The 16,555-nt window shown below is 38.1% G+C and carries 15 protein-coding genes; 13 read left to right on the forward strand and 2 right to left on the reverse strand.

Annotated features, from left to right (window positions below):
• The first annotated feature begins 259 nt into the window (after window positions 1-259).
• From V9G42_00805 to V9G42_00845, 9 genes are all read left to right on the forward strand, one after another.
• Complete coding sequence (locus V9G42_00805; protein MEI2757950.1) at window positions 260-904, forward strand: hypothetical protein; 645 nt, start codon at window positions 260-262, stop codon at window positions 902-904.
• Window positions 905-1,714, forward strand: a complete 810-nt coding sequence (locus tag V9G42_00810) for a UbiA family prenyltransferase (GenBank protein MEI2757951.1) — start codon at window positions 905-907, stop codon at window positions 1,712-1,714.
• Between the two features lie 105 nt (window positions 1,715-1,819).
• Entirely contained in the window at window positions 1,820-3,292 is a 1,473-nt protein-coding gene (locus V9G42_00815) for an amino acid permease (GenBank protein MEI2757952.1), read from the forward strand.
• Between the two features lie 21 nt (window positions 3,293-3,313).
• Window positions 3,314-4,768: an amino acid permease gene (locus V9G42_00820; protein MEI2757953.1), complete on the forward strand. Its 1,455-nt coding sequence runs from the start codon at window positions 3,314-3,316 to the stop codon at window positions 4,766-4,768.
• Between the two features lie 63 nt (window positions 4,769-4,831).
• Window positions 4,832-6,700 carry a T9SS type A sorting domain-containing protein gene (locus V9G42_00825; GenBank protein MEI2757954.1) on the forward strand — a complete coding sequence of 623 codons (1,869 nt, stop codon included), beginning with the start codon at window positions 4,832-4,834 and terminating at the stop codon, window positions 6,698-6,700.
• Window positions 6,701-6,867: 167 nt separating this feature from the next.
• Window positions 6,868-7,842, forward strand: coding sequence for a deoxyhypusine synthase family protein (locus V9G42_00830; GenBank protein MEI2757955.1), 975 nt, complete (start codon window positions 6,868-6,870; stop codon window positions 7,840-7,842).
• A gap of 9 nt (window positions 7,843-7,851) precedes the next feature.
• Complete coding sequence (locus V9G42_00835) at window positions 7,852-8,370, forward strand: SRPBCC family protein (GenBank protein MEI2757956.1); 519 nt, start codon at window positions 7,852-7,854, stop codon at window positions 8,368-8,370.
• Between the two features lie 74 nt (window positions 8,371-8,444).
• Entirely contained in the window at window positions 8,445-10,112 is a 1,668-nt protein-coding gene (locus tag V9G42_00840) for a M28 family peptidase (protein ID MEI2757957.1), read from the forward strand.
• A 14-nt stretch (window positions 10,113-10,126) separates the two neighbouring features.
• Window positions 10,127-10,612, forward strand: coding sequence for a hypothetical protein (locus V9G42_00845; GenBank protein MEI2757958.1), 486 nt, complete (start codon window positions 10,127-10,129; stop codon window positions 10,610-10,612).
• Between the two features lie 56 nt (window positions 10,613-10,668).
• Here the strand turns inward: V9G42_00845 and V9G42_00850 are convergent, their stop codons facing one another.
• Both V9G42_00850 and V9G42_00855 read right to left on the reverse strand, forming a co-directional pair.
• A complete protein-coding gene (locus V9G42_00850) occupies window positions 10,669-10,953 on the reverse strand; it encodes a hypothetical protein (protein MEI2757959.1) in 285 nt (94 codons plus the stop codon).
• Window positions 10,954-11,010: 57 nt separating this feature from the next.
• The gene (locus V9G42_00855) at window positions 11,011-12,276 is read right to left on the reverse strand and encodes an ABC transporter permease (GenBank protein MEI2757960.1); all 1,266 of its coding nucleotides are present in this window, start codon (window positions 12,274-12,276) and stop codon (window positions 11,011-11,013) included.
• 119 nt (window positions 12,277-12,395) lie between these two features.
• Between V9G42_00855 and purH the strand changes: the two genes are divergently transcribed.
• The 4 genes from purH to V9G42_00875 all read left to right on the forward strand — a co-directional run bounded on the left by purH (window position 12,396) and on the right by V9G42_00875 (window position 16,555).
• A complete protein-coding gene (gene purH, locus V9G42_00860) occupies window positions 12,396-13,925 on the forward strand; it encodes a bifunctional phosphoribosylaminoimidazolecarboxamide formyltransferase/IMP cyclohydrolase (GenBank protein ID MEI2757961.1) in 1,530 nt (509 codons plus the stop codon).
• Between the two features lie 122 nt (window positions 13,926-14,047).
• Window positions 14,048-15,070, forward strand: coding sequence for a rod shape-determining protein (locus V9G42_00865; GenBank protein MEI2757962.1), 1,023 nt, complete (start codon window positions 14,048-14,050; stop codon window positions 15,068-15,070).
• A 355-nt stretch (window positions 15,071-15,425) separates the two neighbouring features.
• On the forward strand, window positions 15,426-15,605 hold the full coding sequence (locus V9G42_00870; protein ID MEI2757963.1) for a hypothetical protein: 180 nt from the start codon (window positions 15,426-15,428) through the stop codon (window positions 15,603-15,605).
• Window positions 15,606-15,625: 20 nt separating this feature from the next.
• Window positions 15,626-16,555, forward strand: coding sequence for a c-type cytochrome (locus V9G42_00875; protein MEI2757964.1), 930 nt, complete (start codon window positions 15,626-15,628; stop codon window positions 16,553-16,555).

Genomic DNA, 16,555 nt, shown 5'->3' on the forward strand with positions numbered 1-16,555 from the left:
ATTAACACATGTTGATATATCCATGTTTTTAAAACCTGGGCGTGTCACCGCCTTTGGCGCTGTCGGGCTATTTGCTCCAAGTACGCTACTGCCTGCTGCAGTATGCGGGCTTTACGCTACTATCCCTCACGCAAAATCATTTCCTAAACAAAAACTTTTCTCCTCCTATTCGATTATTTAAATAATAACACATTATCAAATTTTTAACAAATGCTATATATTACATACATTTTTTATAGTTTTGAATCAAATAACTGATATGACCTTACGTCTCTTTATAACATCCCTTATTTTTCTTTTCAGCGCTACAACATTAAGCGCACAAGACACCCTGTTACTCCTCAATGGAAAAACCAAACCCGTAAAACTATTTAACCTCAACGACCCCGACTGGGTGCGATATGTAAAACAGCAAGGTAGTTCGCGTGTCAAAAAAGTTGATATTTATAAAGTGTTTTCCATAAAAAAAGCCGATGGTACAGAGCAAGTACTTTATAAACCAGACAGCACCTCTGACGACCCTGATGTTCCGTGGGTACGAGATTTTATTGCAGGACAACAATATGGCATACTGCATAAAAGAGAGCGATTTAACAAACACAATAATCAATGGCAGCGCAGACTAAATTTTACTGAAGTAGGTGGAATAGCGGCTGGCGGTGCCGGAAGTCTTTTAACTTTTTATGGAATCCCTGTGCCAGCAATATATGCCATAGCTGTAGGGCGGCATAGTCCTGCACTACCAAATGCTCCGGATATTGCACCGGAATTAAAAAACAGCGAAGGCTTTATTTCAGGTTATCAAAAACAAAGAAGAAATCAGCGTATCAGACAAGGATTTGTTTCCGGCATGATAGGTTTTGCTGTTGGCATTGTTACTTTCACCCTAATAGCTCGGAATTGATTGTTCAGGAAGATTGCTCATAAAACTGTCTCCTATAATTTTCTCATTGCACTGGCAGCAAGTGCAGCAAGTCATTTAACTATTCTCAGAATAAATGAACAAAACAATTTAGTTCTTATTGCCATAATCTTCTTTGCTACCCTATCCATTTATAATTTTCCAAGATTACCCCTACAGAAGCCACTTACTACACGCACATGGATTTGCTTTTCATCAATTCTTGTGGCAGCATTATTAATATTTAATTATAATTTTATTTCTATCAATCTTTTTTTGACAGCTATTCTTTTTTGTCTTATTTATATGATGCCTTTTAATTACAAAGGCAAACGCATTAAAGGTATTCGCAACATTTTTCTGCTTAAAAATATTTTTCTTGCTGCCAGCTGGGCATTAATTACTGTGCTTTTGCCAATGGCTGCGCTAGGACATGAATCACCTATTATTCCTGAGGTATTTTTACTCCGTTTTATTTACGTATTCGGCATTTCTTTATTGTTTGACATCCGTGACACAGAAAGGGACAAAACACGCAATCACCTGACGCTACCTGTGGTTTTAGGAATCACCGTAACACGCTATATTGTTATTGCCTCAGCAGCATTATTTATTTTGATTCTTACTGTTCTTTATCGTCATCAACATTTTACAGAAGCAATGGCATTTGCATTTATGATTAGTGCTTTGCTGTTGGTTGTTGCAGCAATTACTGCACCGCCTGTTTCAAACTTCAGATTCTATCAGATTGGGGTTGACAGTTTGCTGATTGTACAATGGTTGTTGGTTGTAGTTGCCGTAAAATTTTATTAAATTCATTCTATACTTGCATCGTTCTAAAAATCCTGTTTTATTTTTTTTGGTAATTTAATCTTAATCATGTAGGTTTGAACTCCTCTAAATCTCAAAATCTGAAGTATGTCCAAAGGAATACATGTTAAAAAACCTCTCGATAGTTTATTAGCCGAAGCCGAAAACAGCGAAAAAGGTTTAAAAAGAACACTCACTGCCAATAGTCTGATTGCACTCGGCATTGGTGCTATTATTGGTGCAGGACTATTTGTGCGCACTGCTGCTGCTGCTGCAAACAATGCAGGACCTGCTGTTACATTAGCCTTTGTTATTGCAGGTTTGGGTTGTGCTTTTGCAGGATTGTGTTATGCAGAATTTGCCAGTATGATTCCAATTGCCGGCAGTGCCTATACCTATAGTTACACAACCATGGGCGAATTTATTGCATGGATTATTGGTTGGGATCTGGTGCTTGAATACGCACTTGGTGCAGCAACAGTGAGTATTGCATGGAGCGAATACCTGAACAAATTATTGAATTATCTGGGTATGCACATTCCTTATGAATGGTGCCACTCCCCTTTTGAACATAGTTTGGATGGCGTTTACGGCATCATGAACGTTCCTGCGCTTTTAATTTTGGTTCTTCTTTCCTTGTTATTAATCAGAGGTACTCAAGAAAGTGCTTTTGTAAATAATATTATTGTTGTTACCAAAGTTGCTATTGTTGTTCTCTTTATAGTTTTTGGCTGGCAGTTTATTAACCCGGCTAATCACACTCCATATATCCCTGCTGCAAGCACTTTTACCGACCACATGGGTGTGCCGCATCACTATGGTGGCATACTTGGAATTCTTGGTGCTGCCGGAGTAGTGTTTTTTGCATTTATTGGTTTTGATGCAGTGAGCACTGCTGCACAGGAAGCAAAAAATCCCGGACGTGATATGCCAAAAGGAATTTTAGGTTCTTTGATTATCTGTACTATTCTTTATATTCTCTTTGCTCATGTATTAACAGGTGTTGCCTCAGTAGATGATTTCAGAACACAAGGCAGAGAAGCTTCTGTAACTTATGCCATTCAAACCTATATGCACGGATATGACTGGCTGGCCAAATTAGTGACTGTTGCTATTCTTGCCGGATTTTCTTCTGTAATATTAGTTATGCTATTAGGACAATCACGTGTATTTTATTCTATGAGTAAAGATGGATTGTTACCAAAAGTATTTTCAGAACTGCATCCTGTTTACCGCACACCTTATAAATCAAATTTAATTCTATTTGTTTTTGTCGGCCTTTTTGCAGCATTTGTACCCGGTGATATTGTAGGTGATATGACAAGCATCGGAACACTGTTTGCATTTATGCTTGTTGCAGCCGGTGTAATCATTATGCGCAAAACGAATCCCGATGCTAAACGTACATTCCGAACACCGCTGGTTCCATTGGTTCCCATCTTAGGAATTATTGTTTGTGGAGCCATGATTTTTGGTTTGGGTTGGCCAAATTGGTCACGCCTATTAATGTGGCTGGCATTAGGCTTTGTTATTTATTTTGGATACAGTGCAAAGCACAGTAAGTTACGCAATCCGAAATAGAAAAACTTTGTTGAAATATATATGCACAACGACAAACCACAGCTGCACCGCTCATTAGGACTGTGGGATGCTACCATGCTGGTTGCCGGATCAATGATTGGCTCCGGAATTTTTATTGTCAGTGCCGACATGTCTCGGCATACCGGTTCTGCCGGATGGTTACTTTTTTTATGGTTGCTTAGTGGTGTTATTACGCTTATAGCTGCGCTCTGTTATGGCGAACTTGCAGGTATGATGCCACAAGCGGGTGGTCAGTTTGTCTATATCAGACGTGCATGGGGAAACTGCCTGGCATTTTTATATGGGTGGACAGTCTTTATGGTCATTCAAACAGGTGTTATAGCAGCTGTAGCTGTAGCATTTGCAAAATTCACTGCTGTATTCTTCCCTTATTTTAATACAGGGAATATTTTATTTCAATTGGGTGGAATAAGTATATCTGCTGCCCAAATGCTGGCCATATTACTCATTGTTCTGTTAACCTGGTTTAACAGTCGTGGTATTGAAGGTGGTAAAACCATTCAAAACATATTTACTTCTGCAAAGTTACTTGCCTTATTTATTCTCATTGCTGCCGGGCTTTGGGTTGGATTAAAAACCAACATCCTTACTTCGAACTTCGACAATGCCTGGAGCGTTAATTCAATGATTAAAACCGATTCGGGATGGATAGAACAACACATCAGCGGTTTTGCAATTATACTCATGCTTGGCACTGCCATTATTGGCTCATTATTCAGCAGCGATGCATGGAACAACGTTACATTTATTGCCGGTGAAATAAAAGACCCAAGCCGCAATATTCCGCGTAGCCTGATGTTAGGTACAGCAATGGTAACTTTACTCTACTGTTTAGCCAACATTGCATATCTTGCATTATTACCTTTAAAAGGAAGCATTGATGCTGCAACGGTTGCAGGGCAAGGCATTCAGTTTGCCGGTGGCGACACCGATCGTGTAGGGACAGCCGCAGCCTCTATGATTTTTGGCGACTCAAGTGTATATATCATGGCAGCACTCATCATGATTTCTACTTTCGGATGCAACAACGGTATTATACTTAGTGGTGCCAGAGTTTATTATGCAATGGCCTTGGAAAAACTTTTTTTTAAGCAGGCAAAAAAACTCAACTCAAAAGGTGTACCTTCAATTGCCTTATGGGTACAGGCAATATGGGCAAGTCTGTTATGCCTAAGTGGCACTTATGGTGATTTACTTGACTACACTGTTTTTGCCTCACTCCTGTTTTATGTAATAACAATTTCAGGTATTTTCATTTTACGTAAACGCGAACCGGATACAGAAAGACCTTACAAAGTATTTGGTTATCCGTTTTTGCCTGCACTCTATATCGTTTTGGCACTATCAATTTGCTCCATCTTACTTTATACCAAAACTGCCGTTGCCGGTAAGGGCTTACTTATTGTGCTGCTGGGCTTACCCATCTATTATATATTTAAAAAACGCAGTAGTTAACTAATTGGTTTACCTATTCAAAAACTGCGTACATTCGTAGTTCAGAATTAAATATCAAATCAAATGCAAAAAATCTATACGCTTATTACTGCATTAAGTATATCTGTTGCAGTTAATGCCCAAACACAACGTTTGGTGCTTTTTGAAGAATTTACCGGTGAAACCTGCCCGCCTTGTGCACAGATTAATCCCGGTCTCAATCAGATGCTCAATAATGAGAGCGCAAAAATTGTTTCCATCAAATATCAAAACAATATACCTTCAGCAGGTCCACGTTTTTGGCCTTATGCCCAAACTGATATCACGGCTCGTCAGAATTATTACAGTAACAATTATTCTCCGCAAGGCATCATGGATGGAAATCAGTTCAATGATAATGCAGGTGCATTGGATCAAAACATCATTGACACCCGCTACGCCATAGCATCTCCGTTTGAAGTGAGAGTGTCGCATACATTTAATGCGGCAAACGACACCATTTATGCATCAGTAGTAGTAAAAGCCATGCAAAGCTACAGTGGCAACAATCTGGTAGCTCAAATAGGTGTTACCGAGCGTGATATTTTTGGATATACATCCCCCAATGGCGAATCGCATTATGAAGGTGTACTTCGCAAACTTTTACCCTCTGCTGCCGGAACAGCATTGCCTGCATCATGGAACACCGGTGACTCTGTAATTCTCAACTACTCTTGGTACATTACTCCGGCTGCATTATCATCTCCCGTTTATTATCAATTATCAGTTGTGGCATTTGTGCAAAACAACACCAACAAAGAAGTGCTGCAAGCAGGTTATAGCCGCGCACAAGTACCTATGGATCCAAAAGCAGTAGCAATTTCTGCTGTTCCAGATGTCACTTGTACAGGAATGCTTACACCAACATTTACTATTGAAAACAATGGAATTACTGATATCAGTTCTCTGATAATTCAATATCAAGTTGACAATACACCGCCACAAACCACAAACTGGTCAGGTTTGCTTCAAAGTTTCACATCAACTAACTTTACATTGCCGCCCATTCCAGTAACTGGCGCAGGCAACCATTCACTCACACTTTCTGTAATTGTTCCTACCGGTGGCCTCACAGATAACAACATGCTCAACAATAGCAAAAAAGTGTTTTTCGGTGTTCCTGGCACATCTGTTGCCGGCAATGTTACAGAAGATTTTACTACAACCTCCTTTCCACCTGCAAACTGGATGCGTGTTGATCAATCAGGAGACAACACCGGTTGGCTGCGATCTACAGCAAGTGCTACGGGTTCTGGTTCTGCAAAAATTGATTTTTACTCCAGCATACCCGGAAGCATTGACAACCTTTATATCTACCCTGTTGACATGAGTAATGCTACCGGTGCCACTATGACCTTTGATGTAGCACATCGTCAATACAGTGCTGCATACATTGATGCCATCAATGTACAGGTATCAACAGATTGTGGTCTGACATGGAATACCGACTGGGCAAAATCAGGTGCAGCATTGGCTACTGTTACAGGCGGACAAACAGGGGCATTTACACCTACTACCAGCCAGTGGCGCAACGAAACAGTGAGTTTAAATCAATATGCCGGTAACAACAATGTACTTATTCGTTTCAATGCTGTGAGTGGCTATGGTAATAATGCCTATGTTGACAATGTGAATGTTTCTATGTCAACAGGCATCAACGAAGTTTCTAATACTACTTTTGAATTGTATCCAAACCCAACAACAGGAATTGTAACTATCAGAACTAAGACTCAATATTCTGATTATAAAATTCATTTCACTGACATCTCAGGCAAAGAGGTTTTTGTAAACACAATTGTAGAAGGTAATATTATAAAAGCTGATTTCAGCACTTGCAGCAATGGAACATACTTTACCGAAATACAAACACCAAACAGCACCGAACGCAGTAAATTCATTTTGCTTAAAGATTAATCATTCAGTAATAAAATTGTAATAAATACATCAAAGCCATCAGTATGCTGAAATACTGATGGCTTTTTGATTTATAGAGCTAAGAAACAAAACAACGTTTTGAGTTTCTTTAGCTTATCTTTTTACCTTTGCACTCTCAAAAAAATAATTTAAAATCAAACTTAGTTATGTCAAAAGGACCCATATCGCAATTTATGCAGCATCACTACCGTCATTTTAATGCTGCTGCTATGATGGATGCTTCAAAAGCTTATGTTACACACCTTGCCGAAGGTGGAAAAATGATGGTAACACTAGCAGGTGCCATGAGTACGGCTGAACTCGGAATTTCACTGGCAGAAATGATTCGTCAGGATAAGGTGCATATTATATCCTGCACCGGAGCAAATCTTGAAGAAGATATAATGAACCTTGTAGCACATAACAGCTATAAAAGAGTGCCTAACTATCGCGACCTTACTCCAGAACAAGAGCGCGATTTACTTGACAATCATTATAACCGTGTTACAGACACATGTATTCCCGAAGAAGAAGCTTTCAGAAGATTACAAAAACATATTCATCAAATATGGAATGAAGCCGACAGTAAAGGCGAGCGTTATTTTCCGCATGAGTACATGTACAAAATGCTTTTAAGTGGCGTATTGGAACAATACTATGAAATTGATCCAAAAAACTCATGGATGCTAGCGGCAGCACAAAAAAATATTCCAATTGTAGTTCCCGGTTGGGAAGACAGTACTATGGGAAATATTTTTGCATCGTATGTCATTAAAAATGAAATGAAAGCTACAACCATAAAAAGTGGAATTGAATATATGGTGTGGTTGAGCGAGTGGTATCGTAATAATTCCGGAGGAAAGGGCGTTGGCTTCTTTCAGATTGGTGGTGGCATTGCCGGTGATTTCCCCATTTGTGTCGTGCCCATGATGTATCAGGATTTAGAATGGCATGATGTACCGTTCTGGAGTTATTTTTGTCAAATCAGTGACAGTACAACAAGTTATGGCTCCTATAGCGGAGCTGTGCCAAACGAAAAAATCACCTGGGGCAAATTAGACATTGACACACCAAAATTTATTGTAGAAAGTGATGCATCTATTGTAGCGCCACTGATGTTTGCCTGGATATTAGACTGGTAAAAATGTGTTATGAATACAGCCGTTAAATACACCCTGGCAGGCATAGCCGCAGTTATATTAGGATTTGTAAGCTTAGGCATTATTCATCCCGAAATTGAATATGAGTCGCGAGTGGAGATTAACGCGCCAGTAGCAAAAGCATTTGATGTTTTTATTGACACTGCAATGATGAAACACTGGATGCCCGGGTTTGTATCATTCAAACCCTTAGAAGGTAAAATACACACAAAAGGCTCTACACAATTGTTAGTGTTAAACCTCAACAATGAACAGTTTGAGATTACTGAAACTCTTGAAGATTACAGCTATCCGAAATTGTATAAGTTTCATGCACAAAACACGTTGCTAAATTCAACCAACACATTGATTTTTGAAGGGGATTCTCTTCGTAGCAGCCTGACCATAAAAACAAAAGCCAGTGGCAATAACTTTATGCTACGTTCTATGTTTGTATTTACCAAACCTATCTTTAAACAACAGCAGGACAGCACCTATTTATTACTAAAAAAAACAATCGAATCACATTGAGTTAAACAAAAAATCAAACAATATTAATTGTCATTAAATTATATTTTTATCAATCTATAAATTATTAGTCAGACATGTTTAGTAGAATTGCAACCTTTCTCTTTTTATTCTTGATTTCAACCTCTGTAAATGCACAATTAGATGCCGTATTGAAATCAAACCTAAAACAACATATCAGCATATTGGCCAGTGATAAGTTTGAAGGGCGCGAACCTGGAACCAAAGGTGAGCGTTTATCTTATGAATACATAACACAACAATTTAAAAATATTGGACTTCTTCCTAAAGGCAATAAGGGTTATTTACAGTCATTTGAATTTTCTGCCGGAACAAAAAATGGTGTTAAAAATAAATTGACAATAGCAGGAAATAATTTAAAATCAGATTCTGAATATTATGTGCTACCTTATTCTGCACATAAGTCAACTGCAGAGGGTAAATCAATAAAAATTGGAAGCGGGCTGTTATCAAAAGAGCTTGGCAGAAATGATTATGAAGGGATGACAGATTTGAAAGGCAGAATAGCAGTGATGGATTATGCTACTCCTGAGGCTGATAATCCACACAGTAAATGGGCTGAGGCATCAGACTTACGTAAACGAATAGAAATTGCCGTATCAAAAGGCATTAGTGGATTGATTATTTATAACTCGAATGATTCCATTAATAATCCGAATAAAAATTCAGAGATAAAAATCACTCCTTTTGCAATTCCTGTTGTATTTGTAAAATCAAATGATGTAACATTGCTAAAAAACGATCAGCAGGTAGTCATAGAAACGGATATTGAAAAAATAATGCACTCCGGTCATAATGTAATCGGATACATTGATAACCATGCAGAAAATATTATTGTAATAGGAGCACATTATGATCACTTGGGTTATGGTGGACATGAATCGCTCTACAGAGGAGAACGTGCCATTCATAATGGTGCTGATGACAATGCAAGCGGAACATCAGCATTAATTGAGCTGGCCAGAAAATTAAAAGGATCATCATTAAACAAATACAATTACATGTTTATTGCATTTTCAGGAGAAGAAAAAGGACTTTTGGGTTCAAACTATTTTGTTAAACACCCAACCATTGATTTGAAAAAAGTAAACTATATGTTGAATATGGATATGGTAGGCCGCTTGAAGCCCACAGACCATGTTTTACTAATTAATGGTGCCGGCACCTCTCCATCATGGGATAGTTTATTAAACAATATCAAAGTAGATTCTCTCAGAATAAAAACAACCGCATCCGGTGTAGGTCCTAGTGATCACACTTCATTTTATCTGGAAGGAATTCCTGTACTGCATTTTTTCAGTGGCACACATAGTGATTATCATAAACCCAGTGATGACGAGCCCCTGATTAATTATAATGGTATGGTTTCAATTTTTCACTTTATGAATGACCTGATTGAACAAACCAACAATTTACCGAAGCTTGCATTTACTAAAACCAACGATTCAAATAACGAAGATGCACCACGGTTTAAAGTAACTTTAGGTGTTGTTCCTGACTATGCTTTTGAAGGTAGCGGTATGCGCATTGACGGAGTAACAGAAGGAAGACCTGCTGCTGCTGCCGGACTATTGAAAGGTGATGTGGTGATTCAGATGGGTGAAGAAAAAGTTACTGATATGATGAGCTATATGAAGGCACTAAGTAAATTCAAAAAGGGCGATACCATAAAAGTTAAAGTGGATAGAGCTAAAGAAATAGTTGAAAAAGAAGTTACCTTTTAATGATTTAAAAAAGTATGACACAGCGTACCATTCACTTTGAAGAAAAACAATATCTGGGATTGAATCACTACAGTCTGCTCAGAAGTATGGTGTTGGCGCTTTTTTGCTTTGTAGCATACTATGTGACAGAAAACCGTGAAAATAATGCAGAGTTACTCTTCTTTGGTGGTGTAGCGTTTATGGTAATTTCATTGCTTTCTATGTTTATCAAACACCTGCACACACGGGTTTTTGATACTTGCATTGAGTTGGATGGGCTATGGACAATGCGCAAAGTAAAAATTGACCTAAGCACAATTGTTGAAGTTCAAAATATTCCATATAGTAATTACATCATGAATACGCCTGTTTATAATCTGCATCGAAATGGTAGTATTTACTTTTATACTTCCGGTCGTGCTGCAATTAAAATAACTGATAAAGATGGAATGAACTATATTATCGGTACACAAAAACAGGAAGAGTTTTTAAGAATCCTGAATAGTCTTATTCAAAAATAAAGAGGCTGCCTCAAATATTGAAACAACCTCTTTCATCAACAATGTTTTGTTGTTTTTTACTCTTTAGGAGTATCTTTTGGCTTCTCCATTTCAGTAGCCTTGTGAGAATCTTTTTGAGGTGACTCTTTCTTTACTGCTTTATCAGCTGGTTGCGCTGCCGGTTCAGCTTCATGTTTTGCAGGTGCAGCCTGTATTGTTGCTGGTGCATCTTGCTTTACCTCCTTCTGAGGGGTTGTGGCTTGCTCACTTTTTACAGGTTGCTCTTGTGCCTTTTTTTCGGTTTGGGCATTGGCGCAGTATGCTGCAGCCACTACCGCTAATGTAAGAACTGTCTTTTTCATTGTAATTTGATTTTGAAGAATTTAAGACAAATATAAATGAAATTCTGATTATTCCTATTAACCATTTGCACGAATGGCTTCCACCGGGTCGAGTTGTGATGCTGAATAGGCAGGGATGAATCCGGAAACCAACCCTATTAGAGCTGAGATAAACAACCCAAGCATAATGTTATGCCCTGTAAGGCTCAATGGATAATCAAAGGCATGAGAAACAAAAATCGCTAAAAAATATATAATACTTAAACCTATCACTCCCCCAATAAGGCAAAGTACAATGGCTTCAAACAAAAACTGCATCAGAATAAAATAATTCTTTGCACCAAGTGATTTCTGAATACCTATTTGGCTGGTACGTTCTTTTACAGAAACAAACATAATGTTAGCAATACCAAATCCACCCACTAAAATTGAAAAGCCTCCGATTATAGCCCCTGCCACATTCAGCGAACTGAAAATATTGGAAATGTTATTACTCAATAAACTTGATTGGTTGAGCGCAAAATTATCGTCCTCCACGGGGCGTAGTCTTCTGATGCTTCGCATGATGGATTTCAATTCATCATTGGCAAACTGAATGGAAACTCCTTCTTTAACTTTCGCTTTTATGAAAGGGTCTATTCTGTCACTGCGAATATTAACGAAATTGCGACCAAAATTCAAAGGTAAGACTACTGTATTATCCATCTCTGTCTCGAGCAGACTTTTACCCTCTTCCTTAAAAACACCTATTACTTCTACTTTGCGTCCCATAACTTCAAATACCTTACCTAAAGCATTGTTTGCATTTCCAAAAAGGCCGTTTGCAACATTACTGCCTATAATGCCAACAGCCCTTCCGGAGTTAGATTCTATTTCAGTAAGATAACGCCCGGCTGATAGCTCGAACGATTTTACCTTATCAAAATCGTGAGAGACCAAGGCCACAGTTACATTTTCTGCACTATTGTTCAAATACTTAACGGTTTTCCCATTCAAATATGCCTCGAAGGTAAAAACCTCAATACTCTTTGAACGTGCAGCCAACTGATGCATTTCTTTTACAGAAGGTAACGGACGCTGCCAGTACTTCCACCATGGATAATCACCCCCAAAGGCCCAAGGCCATTTCTGAACGTAAATAGTTTTATCTCCCAACGATTCTACACTGGTGCGCACATTTTTTTCCATGGCATCAACCACTGTAAAAACACTGATAATGGCAAAAATACCAATGGAGATTCCCAACAAGGATAAAACTGTTCTGAGCATATTTGCCCGCAATGCATGCAAAGCAAATGCTATGCTTTCGCCAGACAATTTTAGAAAAATCCGTAATCGGTTCATAGCAACAAAAGTATAGAGTTGCTTTGATTTGCTCTGAATTTATTTTCAGTTTAACAAATTTTAATTGATTCACTTACCTATTTTTGCCAACTCTCCATCAATTTAAAGAATTCCGGGAAGTGAAGATTAAAAGTGCACTTATTTCTGTCTATAATAAAAATGGCTTTGAACCACTTATTAAGGCCTTACATCAACAACAAGTAACTTTGTTTGCAACAGGAGGAACTTTTGATTTTATACAATCACTGAATATTCCTGTTACTGCTGTTGAAAAGGTGACTGATTATCCTTCCATTTTGGGTGGAAGGGTTAAAACATTACACCCTAAAATTTTTGGCGGCATCTTAAACCGTAGAAATGATGCTAATGATGTGATGGAAGTTGAAAAATACAACCTCCCTTGTATTGATTTGGTTGTGGTGGACTTATATCCTTTTGAAGCCACCGTTGCATCAGGTGCGGATGAAAGTAACATTATTGAAAAAATTGACATTGGTGGAGTGTCCCTGATTCGTGCTGCTGCAAAAAATTTTAATGATGTTGCTATCATTGCTGCTGCAAATGATGTAACAGAATTTCTGCACAAATACAATCAGGGAAATGGCGAAATAGATTTGACATTCAGAAAAAAACTGGCAGAGAAAGCTTTTGCAAACACCAGTCACTACGATTCTGCCATTTTTAATTATTTCAACAGTAAGAATGAAGCTTCAGAGCCTTGTTTGAATCTGCATTTCAACAATCCGGTTACCCTACGTTATGGCGAAAATCCGCATCAACGCGGTTTTTATTTTGGTAATCTGAAAGATACATTTGAGCAATTGGGAGGAAAAGAGCTTTCCTATAACAACATGCTTGATTGTGATTCTGCAATTAATCTTATTGCCGAATTCAGCAATGAAAAAGGTGTTACTGCTGCCATTATCAAACACAACAATGCCTGCGGTATTGCAACAAGAGAAAATGCAACAGATGCATGGCAGGCAGCATTAGCCGGTGACCCTGTTTCTGCATTTGGCGGAATAATTGTTTTAAATCAGCATATAGACGAATCGCTTGCTAAGGAAATCAATGCAATTTTCTTTGAAGTTATCATTGCACCATCATTTGCAAAAGAAGCAGTAAAAGTTTTTTCAGAAAAGAAAAACAGAATTATACTTCAACTAAAAAATCAGCTAGTTGCAAAGCAAAGTATTAAGTCTGCTTTAGGCGGATATTTAATGCAGGAAACCGACAGTGAAACATTGAACACAGAAGGATGGAACAACATTACTTTGCGAAAGCCAACAACTTCTGAAACCGAGGACATGCTTTTTGCTGTTAGAGTTATTCGTAATTTAAAAAGCAATGCTATTACCTTGGTTAAAGACAAGCAGTTGATTGGAAGTGGTGCAGGGCAAACATCTCGTGTTGATGCATTGAAGCAAGCCATTGCAAAAGCTGTTAATTTTGGATTTAATCTGAAAAACAGTGTAATGGCAAGTGATGCATTCTTTCCGTTTCCGGATTGTGTGGAAATTGCTAAATCTGCTGGTATTGAAGCTGTTGTACAGCCCGGTGGAAGTATTAAAGATAAAGATTCTATTGAATATTGTAACAAAAATAACATGACTATGGTATTAACAGGAAAAAGGCATTTCAAACATTGAGTCTGTTGGCAGACAAAGTGTTAAAAATGTCTGCTACAACAGAAAAAATGAAAAAAAAGCCTACGCCTGAAGTTCTCATAGTCGAAGAAACTATAAAGGAAAACATTAACAATAAAAGAAAAATGGGACTATTTGATTTTCTGACCCAGGAGATAGCCATAGACCTTGGCACGGCTAACACACTCATCATTCATAACGATAAAGTGGTGGTTGATGAGCCAAGTATAGTTGCTATTGACCGCATGACAGGTAAAGTACTTGCTGTTGGAAAACAGGCAATGATGATGCATGGAAAAACACATGAAAATATTAAAACCATCCGTCCATTAAAAGATGGCGTAATTGCCGATTTTGATGCTGCAGAAAATATGATTCGTGGAATGATAAAAATGATCAACCCGGGAAGAAGATTTTTTCAGCCATCATTGAAAATGGTTATCTGTATTCCATCGGGAATAACAGAAGTAGAGAAACGTGCAGTTCGCGACAGTGCAGAACATGCAGGAGCAAAAGAAGTTTATCTCATTCATGAACCTATGGCAGCAGCTATTGGTATTGGCATTGATGTAGAAGAACCCATGGGAAATATGATTATTGACATTGGCGGTGGTACCAGCGAAATTGCCGTTATTGCTCTGGGAGGAATTGTTTGCGACCAATCTATTCGTGTTGCCGGTGATGGCTTCACCATGGACATTTGGGATTATATGCGCAGACAACACAACATACTTATTGGTGAGCGTAGTGCTGAAATGATAAAAATTGAAGTAGGCTCTGCATTACCTGAGTTAGATAACCCTCCACACGACTACGCAGTTCATGGGCGTGACCTGATGACCGGTATTCCAAAAGAAATTACCGTTACTTACTCGGAAATTGCACATGCACTTGATAAAAGTATCAGCAAAATAGAAGAAGCCATATTAAAAGCACTTGAAATGACACCACCGGAATTATCAGCAGATATTTACCGTACAGGGATTTACCTTACAGGTGGTGGTGCTTTGCTTCGGGGATTAGATAAACGAATTGGAATGAAAACAAAACTACCCGTGCACGTTGCCGAAGACCCACTTCGCGCAGTTGTCCGTGGTACAGGAATTGCACTTAAAAATATTGACAGGTATAAATTCCTTATTCCTTAAACAAATTGTAAACTCTTGTAAAGAGGTTAGCTTCAAAAAAGTTAACCTCTTTTTTTTGCGTTTAACTCACATTTTAAAAACTAAGTTCCGGCAATTGAAATGTGTTTTCGGTTTTTCTGAAAAATTTTTTTTAAACACCATCTCATAAATTATTGAACTAAAACGTGTTTGACAAAATTTTTGATTGCCTGATATAGAAAATCGCGTAAGACTTTTTTTAAACTCCTATGGCTATTTGCTTTCAACAATCATTTTCTTTTATGATACAAGTCATATTTAAAAGTGCTTTCCTGAAATAATCTTGTCATCGAAAAGTAAAATTCCGATTAATAAATAATTAAGAACCAAAAATTATATGGAAGAACAAGAGAATAAAAAAAAGGCTTCCGGACTACAGGTAGTCATGGATGACGTAATGCTGCTTCTATTTCTTGGAGTAACAATTTACGCAATCTTTTACATCATTTGGGGAATAATGGAGATTGCCACAGTGCCTAATATTCCTGAATCAGTTAAACAATCTATACTTAAGTAAAATCCTTAAAAAAACTATTTATGACATTAATAGCACCTACCGAAGGGTGGTTTAAAAAGAAGGTCTCAAAAGATGAACGTATGTGGATAATCATATCGTTTGTGGTTTGTATTTTTCTTTTTGCATGGATGGTACTGTGGCACGTTTTCGGTCGCCAAAATCCATCAAACACCACGTATAAAACTAACCCTATTGAATTTGCCCAGCTGCATGACGAGTATGTAAAAAGAAACATGGTGGGTATGGACAACGGGATACCTATTGTAAAACCTGAGCCCGGCAGCGATGTTGTTCTAATGGCACAAATGTGGCGTTGGTCACCGGTACTTATTTTAAAGAAGGATGAATGGTATAACATTCACATTTCTTCAAAAGATTTGGTTCACGGTTTTTCATTACAACCTTCAAACATGAACTTTCAGGTTTATCCTGACTATGATTATGTTTTGAAATTTAAACCAACCGTTGCCGGTGAAGCCAAAGTGCTGTGTAATGAATTTTGCGGTATTGGCCACCACACCATGATAGGAAAAATTCTTGTAATTGAGAATGATGCTGATCTGGCAAAGTATGGCTACAACAACCTGAGTGCACCACCTGCACGCACAGGAAAAGGAACTGCTGAAGAAGACATTTCCGGATGGAGTGAAGAGCAACTAATTAAAGGTGGCGAAATGGTTTATAATCTGAAAGGATGCATGGCTTGTCATAAAACAGATGGCACTTCTGAAATTGGCCCTGCTTTCAACAGCATTTATGGTAGTAAAGTTAAAGTAAAAGAAGACGGCAATGTAAAAGAAATGGTTGTTGATGATGACTATATTACCATGTCTGTCAGAGAGCCGCAAAAACAAATTGTTGTAGGATTTGAAAAAACACCAATGGCTCGAATGAACCTTACGGACAATGAAATTAAACAAGTAATCTCCTACATTAAATCAATTAAATAA

This window comes from Bacteroidia bacterium, assembly GCA_037045145.1.
Lineage (GTDB): Bacteria > Bacteroidota > Bacteroidia > AKYH767-A > OLB10 > OLB10.

What these genes read in the sequence shown, in the direction of transcription:
- V9G42_00805 (MEI2757950.1), top strand. Translation starts at nt 260, where the DNA reads ATGACCTTACGTCTCTTTATAACATCCCTTATTTTTCTTTTCAGCGCT.
- V9G42_00815 (MEI2757952.1), top strand. Translation starts at nt 1,820, where the DNA reads ATGTCCAAAGGAATACATGTTAAAAAACCTCTCGATAGTTTATTAGCC.
- V9G42_00820 (MEI2757953.1), top strand. Translation starts at nt 3,314, where the DNA reads ATGCACAACGACAAACCACAGCTGCACCGCTCATTAGGACTGTGGGAT.
- V9G42_00825 (MEI2757954.1), top strand. Translation starts at nt 4,832, where the DNA reads ATGCAAAAAATCTATACGCTTATTACTGCATTAAGTATATCTGTTGCA.
- V9G42_00830 (MEI2757955.1), top strand. Translation starts at nt 6,868, where the DNA reads ATGTCAAAAGGACCCATATCGCAATTTATGCAGCATCACTACCGTCAT.
- V9G42_00835 (MEI2757956.1), top strand. Translation starts at nt 7,852, where the DNA reads ATGAATACAGCCGTTAAATACACCCTGGCAGGCATAGCCGCAGTTATA.
- V9G42_00840 (MEI2757957.1), top strand. Translation starts at nt 8,445, where the DNA reads ATGTTTAGTAGAATTGCAACCTTTCTCTTTTTATTCTTGATTTCAACC.
- V9G42_00845 (MEI2757958.1), top strand. Translation starts at nt 10,127, where the DNA reads ATGACACAGCGTACCATTCACTTTGAAGAAAAACAATATCTGGGATTG.
- V9G42_00850 (MEI2757959.1), bottom strand. Translation starts at nt 10,953, where the DNA reads ATGAAAAAGACAGTTCTTACATTAGCGGTAGTGGCTGCAGCATACTGC.
- V9G42_00855 (MEI2757960.1), bottom strand. Translation starts at nt 12,276, where the DNA reads ATGAACCGATTACGGATTTTTCTAAAATTGTCTGGCGAAAGCATAGCA.
- V9G42_00865 (MEI2757962.1), top strand. Translation starts at nt 14,048, where the DNA reads ATGGGACTATTTGATTTTCTGACCCAGGAGATAGCCATAGACCTTGGC.
- V9G42_00870 (MEI2757963.1), top strand. Translation starts at nt 15,426, where the DNA reads ATGGAAGAACAAGAGAATAAAAAAAAGGCTTCCGGACTACAGGTAGTC.
- V9G42_00875 (MEI2757964.1), top strand. Translation starts at nt 15,626, where the DNA reads ATGACATTAATAGCACCTACCGAAGGGTGGTTTAAAAAGAAGGTCTCA.